This is a genomic window from Enterobacter sp. 01-M-02-SI-ECC (assembly GCF_047530595.1).
Lineage (GTDB): Bacteria > Pseudomonadota > Gammaproteobacteria > Enterobacterales > Enterobacteriaceae > Enterobacter > Enterobacter cloacae_M.
In genome coordinates, this window is the sequence record NZ_JBLKCZ010000010.1 from 57,428 (window position 1) to 71,009 (window position 13,582).

Genomic DNA, 13,582 nt, shown 5'->3' on the forward strand with positions numbered 1-13,582 from the left:
AAGTTTTGACAGTAAAGGGCGTGATGATGATTAATCTGCAGCGGGCTCAGATGTTTGTCGCGGTGGCCGACACCGGCAGTTTCACTGCTGCAGCCGAGGCAATGGGGCTGACAAAAGCCGTGGTCAGCTTCAATATTCGCCAGCTTGAAGATGAGCTGGGCGTTACGCTGCTGCTGCGCTCCACCCGCCGCCTGACGTTAACCGAGGCGGGCGCGCTCTTTCATCAGCGCAGCGTGGCGCTTCTGAAGGATGCGGAACGGCTGCAGGATGATGTCCGCGCGAATCATGCGGGGCTCACTGGCGAACTGCGGATCACGACTACGCCCGAGTATGGCTCACAGGTGGTGGTGCCGCTGCTGGCCAGGTTTAGCCAGCAGCACCCGGATCTTCGCGTGCGGCACGTTTCGTCGTCCCTGCACGCTGACCTTATATCGGAGCGCTTTGACGTAGCCATCCGTCTGGGAACGCTTGCCGATTCGCGCAACCACGCCGCGCTGATTGCGCACTTCTCCATTCTCCCCGTCGCGGCGCCCGGGTGGCTCGTTAACCATCCGATCGAAACGCTTGCGCACCTTGCCAACGCCGACTGGATTATTCACGAGCGTCTGGCCTCGCCGCTGCGCTGGCAGGTGAAGGATTCCAGCGGTGCGCCTGAAACGCTGGAGATAAAAAAAGCGCCGCGTCTGTTTGTCGACAGCGCTCAGGCCCTTATGGCCTTTGCACTTGCTGGCGGAGGTGTGGCGTTACTGCCGGAATGGCTGGCGCGCGATGCGCTTGATGCGGGAAAACTGGTCCCGGTTTTACCGGAATATACCTTTGCGCAGCAGGGCATCTATGCGGTTTATCCCGATGCCCGCCACGTGTCAGCGAAAGTGCGCACCTTTATCGATTTTATGCGCGCCAGCGTGAATTAATCGTGCATCATCTTTTTGATGAGCGCGGAGAACTGCTCCCGCTCGGCCTTGTTAAGACGTCCTAAAAACGCCTCATCCACCTCGTTGCCAACCGGTTTACAGCCAGCAAGCAGGGCTTCACCTTCTGGCGTCAGGAAGACAAACCGGCGGCGCTTATCGGCCGGATCGTGCTCGCGTTTGACCAGCCCGCGCGCCTCCATGCGGCTGAGCATCTCCGCCAGGGTCGCTTTCGTGCTGACCGCCACTTCGGTTAACGCCACCTGTTCAATACCCGGATGCTCGGCAATAGAGCGCATCACCGCATACTGTGGCTTGGTCAGTTCCGGTAAGGCATGTTGCCACTGCGCGGTATGCTGTTGAAAAAGCTGACGTAACAGGTGGAACGCCTCTTGTCTTAGTTCCATGAACTCTCCGACGGAAAAAATCTCTCCCCTATGATAGCCGCTATTGCTCTCAATTTTAACGCGGCATCTTTTAGCCATTCGTGTGATCGTATGCGAACGATCTTGCCAGGAAAACGATCCTGGAGTAGCTTATTTATAATGTTCGTGTACGAACAAATAATTGAGGTGATGAATGAGATTGATAGTAGGAATGACGGGGGCAACGGGCGCACCGCTGGGCGTGGCGCTGCTGCAGGCGCTGCGGGAAATGCCGGAGGTGGAGACGCATCTGGTGATGTCTAAGTGGGCAAAAACCACCATCGAGCTGGAAACGCCCTACACCGCGCAGGACGTTGCTGCTTTGGCTGACGTTGTCCACAGTCCGGCTGACCAGGCCGCCACCATCTCCTCTGGCTCGTTTCGCACCGACGGCATGATCGTCATTCCCTGCAGCATGAAAACGCTGGCGGGTATCCGCGCGGGCTACGCCGAAGGGCTGGTGGGACGTGCGGCGGACGTGGTGCTGAAAGAGGGGCGCAAGCTGGTATTGGTTCCTCGTGAAACGCCGCTCAGCACCATTCATCTTGAGAACATGCTTGCTCTTTCCCGCATGGGCGTGGCGATGGTGCCGCCCATGCCTGCGTATTACAACCACCCGCAAACCGCCGATGACATTACCCAGCACATCGTGACCCGCGTGCTCGACCAGTTCGGTCTGGAGCATAAAAAGGCGCGCCGCTGGAACGGGCTGCGGGAGGCGAAACATTTTGCACAGGAGAATAAAGATGGCATTTGATGATTTGAGAAGCTTCCTGCAGGCGCTCGATGAGCAAGGGCAACTGCTGAAAATTGAGGAAGAGGTTAACGCCGAGCCCGATCTGGCGGCGGCAGCCAACGCGACCGGCCGCATTGGCGACGGCGCGCCTGCGCTGTGGTTCGACAACATTCGTGGCTTTACCGATGCCCGCGTGGTGATGAACACCATCGGCTCTTGGCAGAACCACGCCATTTCGATGGGGCTGCCTGCGAACACTCCGGTAAAAAAACAGATCGACGAATTTATCCGCCGCTGGGATAAATTTCCCGTCACACCGGAGCGCCGCGCCAACCCGGCCTGGGCGCAGAATACGGTGGACGGGGAGGACATTAACCTGTTCGATATCCTGCCGCTGTTTCGCCTGAACGACGGTGACGGCGGTTTTTATCTCGATAAAGCGTGCGTTGTCTCGCGCGATCCGCTCGACCCGGACAACTTCGGCAAGCAGAACGTCGGGATCTACCGTATGGAAGTGAAGGGCAAGCGCAAGCTCGGCCTCCAGCCGGTTCCGATGCACGATATCGCCCTGCATCTGCACAAAGCGGAAGAGCGTGGTGAAGACCTGCCGATTGCGATTACGCTGGGCAACGACCCGATCATCACCCTGATGGGCGCCACGCCGCTGAAATACGATCAGTCCGAGTATGAAATGGCTGGCGCGCTGCGTGAAAGCCCGTACCCGATTGCCACAGCGCCGTTGACCGGCTTCGATGTGCCATGGGGTTCTGAAGTGATCCTGGAAGGGGTGATTGAAGGCCGCAAGCGTGAAATCGAGGGGCCGTTTGGCGAGTTTACCGGACACTATTCCGGTGGTCGTAACATGACGATTGTCCGTATCGACAAAGTCTCTTACCGCACCAGGCCGATTTTCGAATCCCTTTATCTCGGCATGCCCTGGACCGAGATTGACTACCTGATGGGACCGGCTACCTGCGTCCCGCTCTACCAGCAGCTTAAAGCGGAGTTTCCGGAAGTGCAGGCGGTGAACGCGATGTACACCCACGGTCTGCTGGCGATTATCTCCACTAAAAAACGCTACGGCGGTTTTGCCCGCGCGGTCGGTTTACGCGCCATGACCACGCCGCACGGCCTCGGCTACGTGAAGATGGTAATTATGGTGGATGAGGATGTCGATCCGTTCAACCTTCCGCAGGTGATGTGGGCGCTGTCGTCGAAAGTGAACCCGGCAGGCGATCTGGTGCAACTGCCGAACATGTCGGTCCTTGAACTCGATCCCGGTTCCAGCCCGGCGGGCATTACCGACAAACTGATTATCGATGCCACCACGCCTGTCGCGCCGGACACCCGGGGCCACTACAGCCAGCCGGTACAGGATCTGCCTGAAACCAAAGCCTGGGCTGAAAAACTGACCGCGATGCTGGCAGCACGTCAATAAGGAGGAAAAGATGATTTGTCCACGTTGTGCCGATGAGCATATTGAAGTGATGGCGACGTCGCCGGTAAAAGGGGTCTGGACCGTTTATCAGTGCCAGCATTGTTTGTATACCTGGCGCGATACCGAACCGCTGCGCCGCACCAGCCGCGAGCACTATCCGGAAGCGTTCCGCATGACGCAGAAGGATATTGATGAGGCGCCGCAGGTGCCGACAATCCCGCCGCTGCTGTAAAAAAAAGCCCGATGGCGCTACGCTTACCGGGCGATAATATTGTGCGGTCTTTTGCCCGGTGGCGCTGCGCTTACCGGGCCTACGGTTTTGTAGGTCGGGTAAGACGAAGCCGCCACCCGACAAAACAGACCGCAGAAAACTAAACCAGACTCTTCAACCTGTAAATCCACTCCAGCGCCTGACGCGGCGTCAGTGAATCCGGGTCGAGGTTCTCCAGCGCTTCCACCGCAGGCGACGTCTCTTCTGCAGGCATCAGCAGCGACATCTGGGTGCCATCAATCTGCGTCGCCGCCGCATTCGGTGACAGGCTTTCCAGTTCACGCAGTTTCTGACGCGCGCGCTTGATCACGTCCTTCGGTACGCCTGCCAGCGCCGCGACGGCCAGGCCATAGCTCTTGCTCGCCGCGCCATCCTGCACCGTATGCATGAAGGCAATGGTATCGCCGTGCTCCAGCGCATCCAGATGAACGTTCGCAACACCTTCCATTTTCTCCGGCAGCTGCGTGAGTTCGAAATAATGGGTGGCAAAAAGCGTCATGGCCTTGATTTTATTCGCAAGGCTTTCCGCACAGGCCCATGCCAGGGACAGACCATCATAGGTTGACGTTCCGCGTCCGACTTCGTCCATCAGCACCAGGCTGTGCTCCGTCGCGTTATGCAGAATGTTTGCCGTTTCGGTCATCTCGACCATGAAGGTTGAGCGTCCGCTCGCCAGATCGTCCGCAGCCCCGACGCGGGTAAAGATGCGGTCGATGGGGCCAATCTCCACGTTTTGCGCCGGGACGTAGCTGCCAATATACGCGAGCAGCGCAATAAGCGCCGTCTGACGCATATAGGTACTCTTACCGCCCATGTTCGGACCGGTAATGATCAACATTCTTCTCTGCGGTGACAGGCTCAGCGGGTTGGCGATGAACGGTTCGTTGAGCACCTGCTCTACCACAGGGTGACGGCCTTCAGTGATGCGAATGCCGGGCTTATCGGTAAAGGTCGGGCAGGTGTAGTTCAGCGTTTCAGCGCGTTCTGCCAGATTGACCAGCACGTCCAGCTCCGCCAGCGCGCTGGCGCTCTGCTGCAGGTCGCCCAGGTGCGGCATCAGCATGTCGAATAGCTCGTCATAAAGCTGTTTTTCCAGCGCCAGCGCCTTGCCTTTCGAGGTGAGGACTTTGTCTTCGTACTCTTTCAGTTCAGGAATGATGTAGCGTTCGGCGTTTTTCAACGTCTGGCGACGCACGTAGTGAATCGGCGCCAGGTGGCTCTGCCCGCGGCTAATTTGAATGTAGTAACCGTGTACCGCGTTATACCCCACTTTCAGGGTGTCGAGCCCAAGACGCTCGCGCTCGCGGATTTCCAGCTTATCGAGGTAGTCCGTCGCACCATCGGCCAGCGCGCGCCATTCGTCCAGCTCCTCGTTGTAGCCCGGGGCAATCACGCCGCCATCACGCACCAGAACCGGAGGCGCATCGATAATGGCACGCTCCAGCAGTTCGCGAAGCTCGGTAAATTCGCCCATGGTTTCGCGGAGTTTCTGTACCGGCGCGCTGTCAACGTCACTCAGCTGCGCACGCAGTTCCGGCAACTGCTGGAAAGCATGACGCATCCGCGCGAGGTCGCGTGGTCGCGCTGTTCGAAGTGCCAGACGCGCAAGGATACGCTCCAGATCGCCCACCTGGCGCAGGACCGGCTGCAGCTCGGTATAGCGATCCTGCAGCGCGGCAATCGTCTGCTGACGGCAAACCAGCGTCTCGGTATTGCGGATCGGCATATGCAGCCAGCGTTTCAGCATGCGGCTGCCCATTGGCGTAACCGTACTGTCGAGGACCGACGCGAGCGTATTTTCTACGCCACCCGCCAGGTTCTGCGTGATCTCCAGGTTACGGCGCGTGGCGGCATCCATGATGATGCTGTCCTGCTGGCGCTCCATGGTGATAGAGCGGATATGCGGCAGGGCGGTGCGCTGGGTATCTTTCACGTACTGCAGGAGGCAACCTGCCGCACACAGCCCGCGCGGGGCATTTTCAACGCCAAAGCCAATCAGATCGCGGGTGCCAAACTGCAGATTCAGCTGCTGGCGCGAGGTATCAATTTCGAATTCCCACAGCGGACGACGGCGCAACCCGCGACGACCTTCAATCAGCGACATTTCGGCGAAATCTTCGGCATAGAGCAATTCTGCAGGGTTGGTGCGCTGCAGTTCGGCAGCCATCGTTTCACGGTCAGCCGGTTCACTCAGACGAAAACGTCCGGAGCTGATATCCAGCGTCGCGTAGCCAAACCCTTTACCGTCCTGCCACAGCGCTGCCAGAAGGTTATCCTGGCGCTCCTGTAACAGGGCTTCATCACTGATGGTGCCAGGCGTGACGATGCGCACGACTTTGCGTTCCACCGGGCCTTTTGAGGTCGCCGGATCGCCGATCTGTTCGCAGATGGCAACGGACTCGCCCTGATTCACCAGCTTCGCCAGGTAGTTTTCTACCGCGTGGTGCGGGATACCTGCCATAGGAATGGGCTCGCCTGCCGATGCGCCACGTTTGGTTAGCGAGATGTCGAGCAGCTGCGATGCACGCTTAGCATCGTCATAAAACAGCTCGTAAAAATCGCCCATACGGTAAAACAGCAGGATTTCCGGATGCTGTGCTTTCAGCTTCAGATACTGCTGCATCATCGGCGTATGTGCGTCGAAATTATCGATTGTGCTCATGGAGTTATGATGTCCATTTCTTTGAAAATAAACCGTTTTGATGGGCTCAATGGCCGTTTGTTCCTTCTATTGTCGCATGAAAAAAAGGTCCGGCGCAGAAAAATGTCGTGGCTTTACGAGGCATCTTCCGACATTAATTCGATGACAATTTTTCCATGCTCCACGCCCACCCTGACTCGGGAATGGGTTGTAAATCCCGCTTTTTCAAGCCAGTCACCTTTTAAGCTCAGCGCCGCATGCACGCTGTAGCGCTTCGGTATCTTGGTATTGCGGTCTTCATGGCGCTTTCTAAAATATCCCACTTTTAAATGGCGATAGGGTTTGCCGATCGCGAGCTCTTGCATAGGGTCTCCAGACAACACGGACAAAGGTCATTTCTGATGCCTGTATAAAATACCAGTGATTGCTAGCCGGTGCAGGGCTAAAACTGGAATCAGGCTTCAGGAAACGAAATGCAACCGCTGAAATCCAGTGTTGAAAGGTGTATTATTGATGCACTTTATTATTCGGTAATCCGCTATGTCCGGTAAACGCATCTCACGAGAAAAAGAGACCATCGCGAAAATGATCGCGCTGTATGAAAAGCATTGCCCGCAGGCATCTCAGGAGGAAGGGCACTATCAGGCGCTCAATGCGTATGCCGATAAGCGCCTGGATAAATGCGTTTTCGGTGAGGAAAAGCCTGCCTGCAAGCAGTGCCCCGTACACTGCTACCAGCCTGCCAGACGTGAGGAGATGAAGCAGCTTATGCGCTGGGCAGGCCCGCGTATGTTATGGCGTCATCCCATCCTGACCGTTCGCCATCTGATGGATGACCGTCGTCCAGTGCCGGAACTGCCGGAAAAGTATCGTCCGAAAAAGTGACCGGTTCAGCTTCTGAGCGGGCGGCAAATCACGTTAAGGGCCAGCGCGCTGCAGAGCGGGAAGAGGGCCAGCAGCAGCCAGGGGAGCATCGCCTGCGTTGAGGGCACCAGCGCGCGATCCAGCAGGCTGCCAAACAGCAAATTGCCGGCCAGTACCGCAATGCCTCCGGCGGTGGCGAGTGCGCCGTAGTGCGCCCCCAGCGTGGACTCCTCGGCAAACCGGGGAATCAGGTCCTTAGCCGAGGGTACCAGCAGCATCTGTCCCAGCGTCAACAGCGTCACGAAACAGACCGACGGCAGCAGGCGCAGCCAGCCCTCTGGCGGTTCTGTCGCCGCAAACATCGCCACGCTCGCAAAGGCGGCGGAGAGCAGCAAAAAGCCCACCGGCAGAATTCTCACCGCCCCCACGCGTCGGGCGAAGCGGGCCAGCGGAAGCTGCAAAGTGATGATCAGCACCGAGGCCAGCATAAACAGCGGGCCAAGATCTTTCTCGTTACCACCGGAGCGCTGGAGCTCTACCGGCAGCGCCAGATAGAGCTGGTTATAGCTTAACAGCCACGAGCTGTAGGCAATGATAAAGGCGACAAAGCGCGGCTGGCGGAACGTCGTCCACCAGGGCTGTATGTTTAGGGTCTGTGAAAGGCGGGGGGAAGCCGGAAGACAGAAGTGCAGCACCAGTAAGGCAATAATGAAAACCCCTGCACCCGCCAGCGCCACCTGGCGGAAGCCAAGCCCCGTCAGCAGGGCACCGGCAACCGGGCCCAGCACCGCACCGAGTTCACCGCAGACGGCAAAGAGGGCAAACCACTCCGCCCGGCTACGCTTGCCTCTCGCCTCGCTTTGCGTGCCTGCTTTTGCCAGCAGTGCCTCAATCGAGGGGGAGAACAATGCGCCGCCAATACCGGTCAGGCACGCCCCAAGAATGATGGGCCAGAGTGCGTGCCCGAACGCCAGCAGCAGATAGCCCGCGACGCGAATAATGCACCCGCTCAGGATAACGATTTTCGCGCCAAACCGGTCCGAGAGCGCGCCGCCGACGATAAACATCCCCTGCTGAGAGAACGTGCGCAGGCCGAGGATCAGCCCGATCAGCCCGCCGGAGAGCAGCATATCGTCGCGCAGGAATATCGCCAGGAAGGGGACAACGGCGTAAAAGCCGATGTTAAAAACAAACTGGCTACCCAGTAAAACGGGCGGCCAGAGCGTGGTGGCAGGGCGAAGGGGCATCGTTGGTCACTCGCCCCTAAACGATAAAGTGAATGTGTTTTTTGCCATGGAACGGCGAGATCTCGATTTTGGTTTTGACCCGGAAGACGTCCCAGAGCAACGACTCGGACAGGATGTCCTGCGGTGTCCCCGTCGCCACAATTTGGCCTTTCTGCATCACAATCAGCGAGTCGCAGAACATCGAGGCGTGGTTGAGATCGTGGATAGCGACAATGCTGGTGACCGGTAATTCGCTGATCAACTGCATCAGCTGCATCTGATGATGAATGTCCAGGTGGTTTGTTGGTTCATCCAGCAGGATTTCCGTCGGGGTCTGGGCCAGCGCGCGGGCAATGTGGACGCGCTGGCGCTCACCGCCGGAGAGGCTCAGCCACCCCTGGTTGCTTTTATCCAGCATATCCACGCGCTGCAGAGCGGCGGTGACGGTTTCGTCATCGTGCGTGCTCCAGTTGGAAAAGGCGGAGTGGTGCGGAATCCGCCCGAGTTTGACCACGTCGCGCACGCGCATGTTGGCGTCAGTCATGCCGTGCTGCTCCACGAAGGCGACCCGGCGGGCCAGCTGCTTTTTGGCAATACGAGAGATGTCCTGGCCGTCCAGCGTCACACAGCCCGCATCCGGGCGACGCAGCCCCGCGAGGATACGTAAAAGAGACGATTTACCGCAGCCGTTAGGGCCAAGCAGTCCTACCGTTTCGCCCCGGGAAACCTTCAGCGACACGTCATTAACGATGACTTTTTTGCCGACCTTCCAGGTAATATTTTCAGCGCAGATGCTCATCACTTATTCCTTGAGCGGTAGATAATCACGGCAAAGAACGGAACGCCAACCAGCGCGGTGACCACGCCGACGGGCAGGCTTTGCGGCGCAATCAGCATGCGCGAGGCGATATCGGCCAGCACCATCAGGATTGCGCCTGCCAGCGCGCTGGCAATCAGCAGCGTGCGGTGCAGCGGCCCGAACAGGAAACGCATGACGTGCGGCACCACCAGCCCGACAAAGCCGATTGAGCCCGCCATGCTGACGATGGTCGCGGTAATCAGCGCGGTAGTGGTAAAAAGTGCCAGGCGCACCCAGGGGACAGCAATGCCCAACGATGCCGCGGCGTCATCACCGAACGTAAAGGCATCCAGCGCCCGGGAATAGTAGAGGCAAATGGCTAACCCAATCAGCACCACGACCAGTGCCAGCTGGAATTCAGGCCAGCGTACGCCGCTGAAGCTGCCCAGCAGCCAGAACATTACGTCGCGCGCCTGCTGGGCACTGGCGGAGGTGCTAATGGTGTAGGCGGTAATAGCGTTAAAAAGCTGCGAGGCGGCGACGCCTGCCAGAATCGTACGTTCATTCCCGCCGCGCGCCCCGTTCGTCAGAAACGCGACAAACGCAAACGCGGCGAACGCCCCGGCAAAGGCCCCGGCAGAGAGCGACACCGCACCGGTGCCGATCCCCAATACGACGACAGAGACCGCCCCGGTCGATGCGCCCGCGGATACGCCGAGCACGTAGGGTTCCGCCAGCGCGTTCTTCAGCAGGCTCTGCAATACGGCCCCGCAGATGGCCAGCCCCGCGCCGCAGCAGGCCGCCACCAGCGCGCGGCTCAGGCGAAAGTCCCAGATCACGCTCTCATAGATGCGAGTGAGTGGAACCTCGGTGAGCCCCATTTTATTGCTGATGGCGTAAAACACGTTATCCAGCGGGATGGACAACTCGCCGACGCTGACGCTCAGCGCGATCGCCAGAAATAACAGGACCAGAGCGAGCAAACCCGAGGTCGTCAGAACCAGGCTCTGCCGGGCCTGAAGAACGGCGGTTGTCATCAGTTCAGCCCCAGCTTTCTGAGCTGTTCGCCGACCTGCTCAGCCCCGTAAATCGTGCGGATCGTCGGGTTCATCGCCTGGCCGTCCATCACCACGATATGGCCTTTTTTCACCGCGTCCAACTGGCTGACCGCCGGATCGCTCTTCAGGAATTTGATTTTTTCTTCCGCGTTATCCAGCGCCCAGCGGTTGCGGTCAAGGCTGGACACCACGATGACATCCGGATTGGCGGCAATAATGCTTTCCCAACCCACGGTTGGCCATTCGGTCTCGGACGTAATGGCGTTATGGCCGCCCATCAGGCTGGCGATAAACCCGGAGGGACTATTTTTACCGCCGACGTAGGCGTCCGCAGAAGGGGATGAACTGGAGAACCAGAAGACAAACGAAAGGTCTTTTTTATTCTTGCCGAATTCCTGGCGCAGGTCAGCCTCACGTTTTTTGAAATCGGCAATCACGGCCTGACCGCGGTCTTCAACGTTAAAGATTTTGGCGAAATCCTCAATCTCTTTGTAGAGATACGTCATATCCCAAAGCTTCTGGCGGCTGCCGTACATATCGCCGGTGGCTTTTTTGGTCGCACACATGCCCGGTGACACGTAGCTGTTCACGCCCAGAGTCATCAGATCGTCGCGTTTTGCGACCTTGCTTTCCGGCCCCAGCAGCAGCGGTGACTGCGCGGGGACAAAGTCGGGATCTTGCGCAAGCACGGATTCAAGGGTAGGGATTTCGACCGTCAGGGTTTTGATTTTTGCGTTCTGTTCCGCCAGCTGCGGCAGCACTTTCGTCGGCCAGAAGGCGCTGGCCTTCACCTTATCTTCCAGCCCCAGCAGGAGCAGAATTTCGACGGTATTCTGACCCAGAGCCACGACGCGTTCCGGCGCTTTGGTGAATGTCTCTTTATAGCCACAGTTTTCAATGGTCAGAGGATATGTGGTTGCCAGAGCAGAACTGACCGACGCAACCGCCAGGCCTAACGCGCAGATGACCTTCTTCATGAAACGCTACCCTTGATTAATATTATTATTGATGCAAATGAAACTCATTATTAAGGCGGAATTTTATACAGAGGAAACGATTTTGTGTCAATGAGGGACAATTGCGCAGGGTAACGAAAGGCGGTGCCAGAAAAACACCGCCGGATTGGGGGCTTAAACCAGGCTCTCTTTATCAATACCGAGACGCTTCATGCGTGACAGCAGGGTGGTGCGTTTTAACCCCAGACGCTGGGCGGCACCTTTTGGCCCGGCGACCACGCCGTTGGTCTCTTTCAGCACGCGCATAATGAGCTGATATTCATCTTCTCCCTCTTTCGCTGTCTCGGCGGCGGGCGCGGTTACGTCAGGAAGCGTAACTTCAGGCAGGGAGAGTTGCAGCACGTTTCCGCGCGTCAGCAGCACCGCGCGTTCGATGACGTTTTCCAGCTCGCGCACGTTGCCGGGCCATTCCATCGATGAAAGGGTACGCAACGTCTCGGCAGGAATACTGTCGATGTTTCGCCCCATACGGCGCGCGATCTTCGCGGTAAAGGCTTTAACCAGCAGGGGGATATCTTCCGGGCGCTCGCGCAGCGGCGGCAGGAAGATCGGGAAGACGTTCAGGCGATAGTAAAGGTCGCTGCGAAACTCGCGGTCGGCGACCATTTTTTTCAGGTCCCGGTTGGTGGCCGCAATCAGCCGCACGTCGGTCTGGATAAGTTTGTTGCTGCCAAGGCGCTCAAACTCCTGCTCCTGCAGGACGCGCAGCAGTTTCGGCTGTAGCTCCAGCGGCATATCGCCCACTTCGTCGAGGAACAGCGAGCTTTTGTCCGCCAGCTCAAAACGGCCCAGCCGCTGGCTGCTGGCTCCGGTGAATGCACCGCGCTCGTGGCCGAACAGATCGCTTTCCAGCAGTCCCGCAGGCATCGCGGCGCAGTTCATCTTCACCATCCGGCGGCTGTTGCGGTTGCTCAGGTTATGGATAGCGCGGGCAATCAGCTCTTTACCCGTACCGGTTTCGCCCAGAATCAGCACCGTGCTGTCGCTTTGCGCCACCATCTCAACCTGCTTAAGCACGCTGTACATGGCGTCGCTGCGCCCGATGATTTCACCAAACTCGCTGTCCACGTTGTTGAGCTGTTCGGTCAGGGCCAGGTTCTCATCCACCAGCCGCTCTTTCAGGCGATGAATTTCCTGATAGGCGAGGGCGTTATCGAGCGCGATGGAAATACGCTCGGCAATCTGGCGCAGCAGCTTCAGGTTGGCGGTGGTAAACACGCCTTCCTCGCACTGCGCCAGCTTCAGCACGCCCAGCATGGTGTTACCGGACATCAGCGGCAGCAGGCACAGGGTCTGAATTTTATTGCCCCAGGTGTTAAACAGCATCCGCTCGTACGGCGCGACCGGGTCCTGCTCGTTCAGGTTGAGCAGGAGGATCTCTTTGCTTTTGAAGACCCGCTCGGAAAGGGTGCCCGCTTCGTCCACTTCGCTCTGCTCGTGCGCCGGGTTGGCTTCATCGAGATAGTGCGTGGAGTAGATGTTCAGCTTGCCCTTGCGATGGCCGCGCAGCGCAATGCTGATGGCGTCTATTTTGAAATAGTGGTGGATCTCTTTCGAAACTTCGCTAACCAGCTCGTCCATGTCCAGGCGGGAGAGCACGGCGTTGGTGATGGCGACCAGAATGCGGAAGTTGTCGCGCTCGCGGCTCAGCAGGTCGTAATCGACGTTATTGGTGACGCGGCTTTGGATCTGCTCCGCGACGACGGCCACAATCTGGGTAAAGGTGTGCAGGCGCTCGTATTCCGCCTCGCTCCAGGGCTGGTCGGTCGTGCGGATAAACTCGCAGCCGCCAAAAATCTGGCCCTCAGCCGCCAGCGGCAGCATGCAGTAATGCCCGAAAGGCTGATAGAGGTCGCTCTCCGCCAGCTTCGGCCACGCCTGGCGGAACTCCGCAAAGTTGCAGTGCAGCACTTCAGGCCGGGAGAGTATGCGGCGCACCGGGCCATGCGCCAGATACGTTTCGTCTTCGTATTCAAACGTTTTGCCATTATCACGCGTCGAGTAGTAGCTCGCGCGCTGCGTTCCGCTATGCCAGAGCACAATCGCGGCGCTGTCCGCCAGCGCCGATTGCCTGACCAGCCGCGTCAGGGCATCGCTCAGCGCACCGAGATCGGGCTGCTGTAAAAGTGTGCGCGTGATGTCAAACAGGCCCTGCTGTCCAAGATCGCTCATCGGTGTATACGGCATATTGCTTTCC

General features: G+C 58.3%; 13 protein-coding genes. 5 read left to right on the forward strand and 8 right to left on the reverse strand.

Features of this window, described 5'->3' with window-relative positions; translation table 11 throughout:
* The first annotated feature begins 26 nt into the window (after positions 1 to 26).
* Positions 27 to 914: a LysR family transcriptional regulator gene (locus ACMWLG_RS14550; protein WP_045404222.1), complete on the forward strand. Its 888-nt coding sequence runs from the start codon at positions 27 to 29 to the stop codon at positions 912 to 914.
* Here ACMWLG_RS14550 and ACMWLG_RS14555 read toward each other — a convergent pair.
* Positions 911 to 1,318 (reverse strand): MarR family winged helix-turn-helix transcriptional regulator, encoded by a 408-nt coding sequence (locus ACMWLG_RS14555; RefSeq protein ID WP_023308984.1) that lies wholly within the window; start codon positions 1,316 to 1,318, stop codon positions 911 to 913. The two genes, ACMWLG_RS14550 and ACMWLG_RS14555, sit on opposite strands and share 4 nt — an antisense overlap.
* Positions 1,319 to 1,490: 172 nt before the next feature.
* Between ACMWLG_RS14555 and ACMWLG_RS14560 the strand changes: the two genes are divergently transcribed.
* From ACMWLG_RS14560 to ACMWLG_RS14570, 3 genes are read left to right on the forward strand one after another with little or no spacing between them, the layout of a single operon-like run.
* Entirely contained in the window at positions 1,491 to 2,093 is a 603-nt protein-coding gene (locus ACMWLG_RS14560) for a non-oxidative hydroxyarylic acid decarboxylases subunit B (protein WP_023308983.1), read from the forward strand.
* The gene (locus ACMWLG_RS14565; protein ID WP_045404185.1) at positions 2,083 to 3,510 is read left to right on the forward strand and encodes a non-oxidative hydroxyarylic acid decarboxylases subunit C; all 1,428 of its coding nucleotides are present in this window, start codon (positions 2,083 to 2,085) and stop codon (positions 3,508 to 3,510) included. Before ACMWLG_RS14560 ends, ACMWLG_RS14565 begins: the two co-directional genes overlap by 11 nt.
* Before the next feature lie 10 nt (positions 3,511 to 3,520).
* The gene (locus tag ACMWLG_RS14570) at positions 3,521 to 3,742 is read left to right on the forward strand and encodes a non-oxidative hydroxyarylic acid decarboxylases subunit D (protein WP_003862116.1); all 222 of its coding nucleotides are present in this window, start codon (positions 3,521 to 3,523) and stop codon (positions 3,740 to 3,742) included.
* A gap of 139 nt (positions 3,743 to 3,881) precedes the next feature.
* On the opposite strand, the gene mutS is transcribed toward ACMWLG_RS14570, so the two are convergent.
* Positions 3,882 to 6,443: a DNA mismatch repair protein MutS gene (gene mutS, locus ACMWLG_RS14575; RefSeq protein ID WP_414762996.1), complete on the reverse strand. Its 2,562-nt coding sequence runs from the start codon at positions 6,441 to 6,443 to the stop codon at positions 3,882 to 3,884.
* Between the two features lie 113 nt (positions 6,444 to 6,556).
* A complete protein-coding gene (locus ACMWLG_RS14580) occupies positions 6,557 to 6,787 on the reverse strand; it encodes a SymE family type I addiction module toxin (protein WP_023308980.1) in 231 nt (76 codons plus the stop codon).
* 175 nt (positions 6,788 to 6,962) lie between these two features.
* Here ACMWLG_RS14580 and ACMWLG_RS14585 point away from each other — a divergent pair, with 175 nt between their 5' ends.
* Positions 6,963 to 7,307, forward strand: coding sequence for a nitrous oxide-stimulated promoter family protein (locus tag ACMWLG_RS14585; RefSeq protein ID WP_045404187.1), 345 nt, complete (start codon positions 6,963 to 6,965; stop codon positions 7,305 to 7,307).
* Positions 7,308 to 7,312: 5 nt separating this feature from the next.
* Here ACMWLG_RS14585 and ACMWLG_RS14590 read toward each other — a convergent pair whose 3' ends face one another.
* The 5 genes from ACMWLG_RS14590 to flhA all read right to left on the reverse strand — a co-directional run bounded on the left by ACMWLG_RS14590 (position 7,313) and on the right by flhA (position 13,572).
* A complete protein-coding gene (locus ACMWLG_RS14590) occupies positions 7,313 to 8,533 on the reverse strand; it encodes an MDR family MFS transporter (protein ID WP_045404190.1) in 1,221 nt (406 codons plus the stop codon).
* 16 nt (positions 8,534 to 8,549) lie between these two features.
* Positions 8,550 to 9,311: an ABC transporter ATP-binding protein gene (locus ACMWLG_RS14595; protein ID WP_045355783.1), complete on the reverse strand. Its 762-nt coding sequence runs from the start codon at positions 9,309 to 9,311 to the stop codon at positions 8,550 to 8,552.
* Entirely contained in the window at positions 9,311 to 10,348 is a 1,038-nt protein-coding gene (locus ACMWLG_RS14600) for a FecCD family ABC transporter permease (RefSeq protein ID WP_045404191.1), read from the reverse strand. Before ACMWLG_RS14600 ends, ACMWLG_RS14595 begins: the two co-directional genes overlap by 1 nt.
* The gene (locus ACMWLG_RS14605) at positions 10,348 to 11,346 is read right to left on the reverse strand and encodes an ABC transporter substrate-binding protein (RefSeq protein WP_045404192.1); all 999 of its coding nucleotides are present in this window, start codon (positions 11,344 to 11,346) and stop codon (positions 10,348 to 10,350) included. Before ACMWLG_RS14605 ends, ACMWLG_RS14600 begins: the two co-directional genes overlap by 1 nt.
* 153 nt (positions 11,347 to 11,499) lie before the next feature.
* Entirely contained in the window at positions 11,500 to 13,572 is a 2,073-nt protein-coding gene (gene flhA / locus ACMWLG_RS14610; protein WP_023308978.1) for a formate hydrogenlyase transcriptional activator FlhA, read from the reverse strand.
* Positions 13,573 to 13,582 lie beyond the last annotated feature (10 nt).

Excerpts from the sequence above, each read along its gene's own strand:
- ACMWLG_RS14550 (WP_045404222.1), top strand. The coding sequence starts at position 27 with ATGATTAATCTGCAGCGGGCTCAGATGTTTGTCGCGGTGGCCGACACC.
- ACMWLG_RS14555 (WP_023308984.1), bottom strand. The coding sequence starts at position 1,318 with ATGGAACTAAGACAAGAGGCGTTCCACCTGTTACGTCAGCTTTTTCAA.
- ACMWLG_RS14560 (WP_023308983.1), top strand. The coding sequence starts at position 1,491 with ATGAGATTGATAGTAGGAATGACGGGGGCAACGGGCGCACCGCTGGGC.
- ACMWLG_RS14565 (WP_045404185.1), top strand. The coding sequence starts at position 2,083 with ATGGCATTTGATGATTTGAGAAGCTTCCTGCAGGCGCTCGATGAGCAA.
- ACMWLG_RS14570 (WP_003862116.1), top strand. The coding sequence starts at position 3,521 with ATGATTTGTCCACGTTGTGCCGATGAGCATATTGAAGTGATGGCGACG.
- mutS (WP_414762996.1), bottom strand. The coding sequence starts at position 6,443 with ATGAGCACAATCGATAATTTCGACGCACATACGCCGATGATGCAGCAG.
- ACMWLG_RS14580 (WP_023308980.1), bottom strand. The coding sequence starts at position 6,787 with ATGCAAGAGCTCGCGATCGGCAAACCCTATCGCCATTTAAAAGTGGGA.
- ACMWLG_RS14585 (WP_045404187.1), top strand. The coding sequence starts at position 6,963 with ATGTCCGGTAAACGCATCTCACGAGAAAAAGAGACCATCGCGAAAATG.
- ACMWLG_RS14590 (WP_045404190.1), bottom strand. The coding sequence starts at position 8,533 with ATGCCCCTTCGCCCTGCCACCACGCTCTGGCCGCCCGTTTTACTGGGT.
- ACMWLG_RS14595 (WP_045355783.1), bottom strand. The coding sequence starts at position 9,311 with ATGAGCATCTGCGCTGAAAATATTACCTGGAAGGTCGGCAAAAAAGTC.
- ACMWLG_RS14600 (WP_045404191.1), bottom strand. The coding sequence starts at position 10,348 with ATGACAACCGCCGTTCTTCAGGCCCGGCAGAGCCTGGTTCTGACGACC.
- ACMWLG_RS14605 (WP_045404192.1), bottom strand. The coding sequence starts at position 11,346 with ATGAAGAAGGTCATCTGCGCGTTAGGCCTGGCGGTTGCGTCGGTCAGT.
- flhA (WP_023308978.1), bottom strand. The coding sequence starts at position 13,572 with ATGCCGTATACACCGATGAGCGATCTTGGACAGCAGGGCCTGTTTGAC.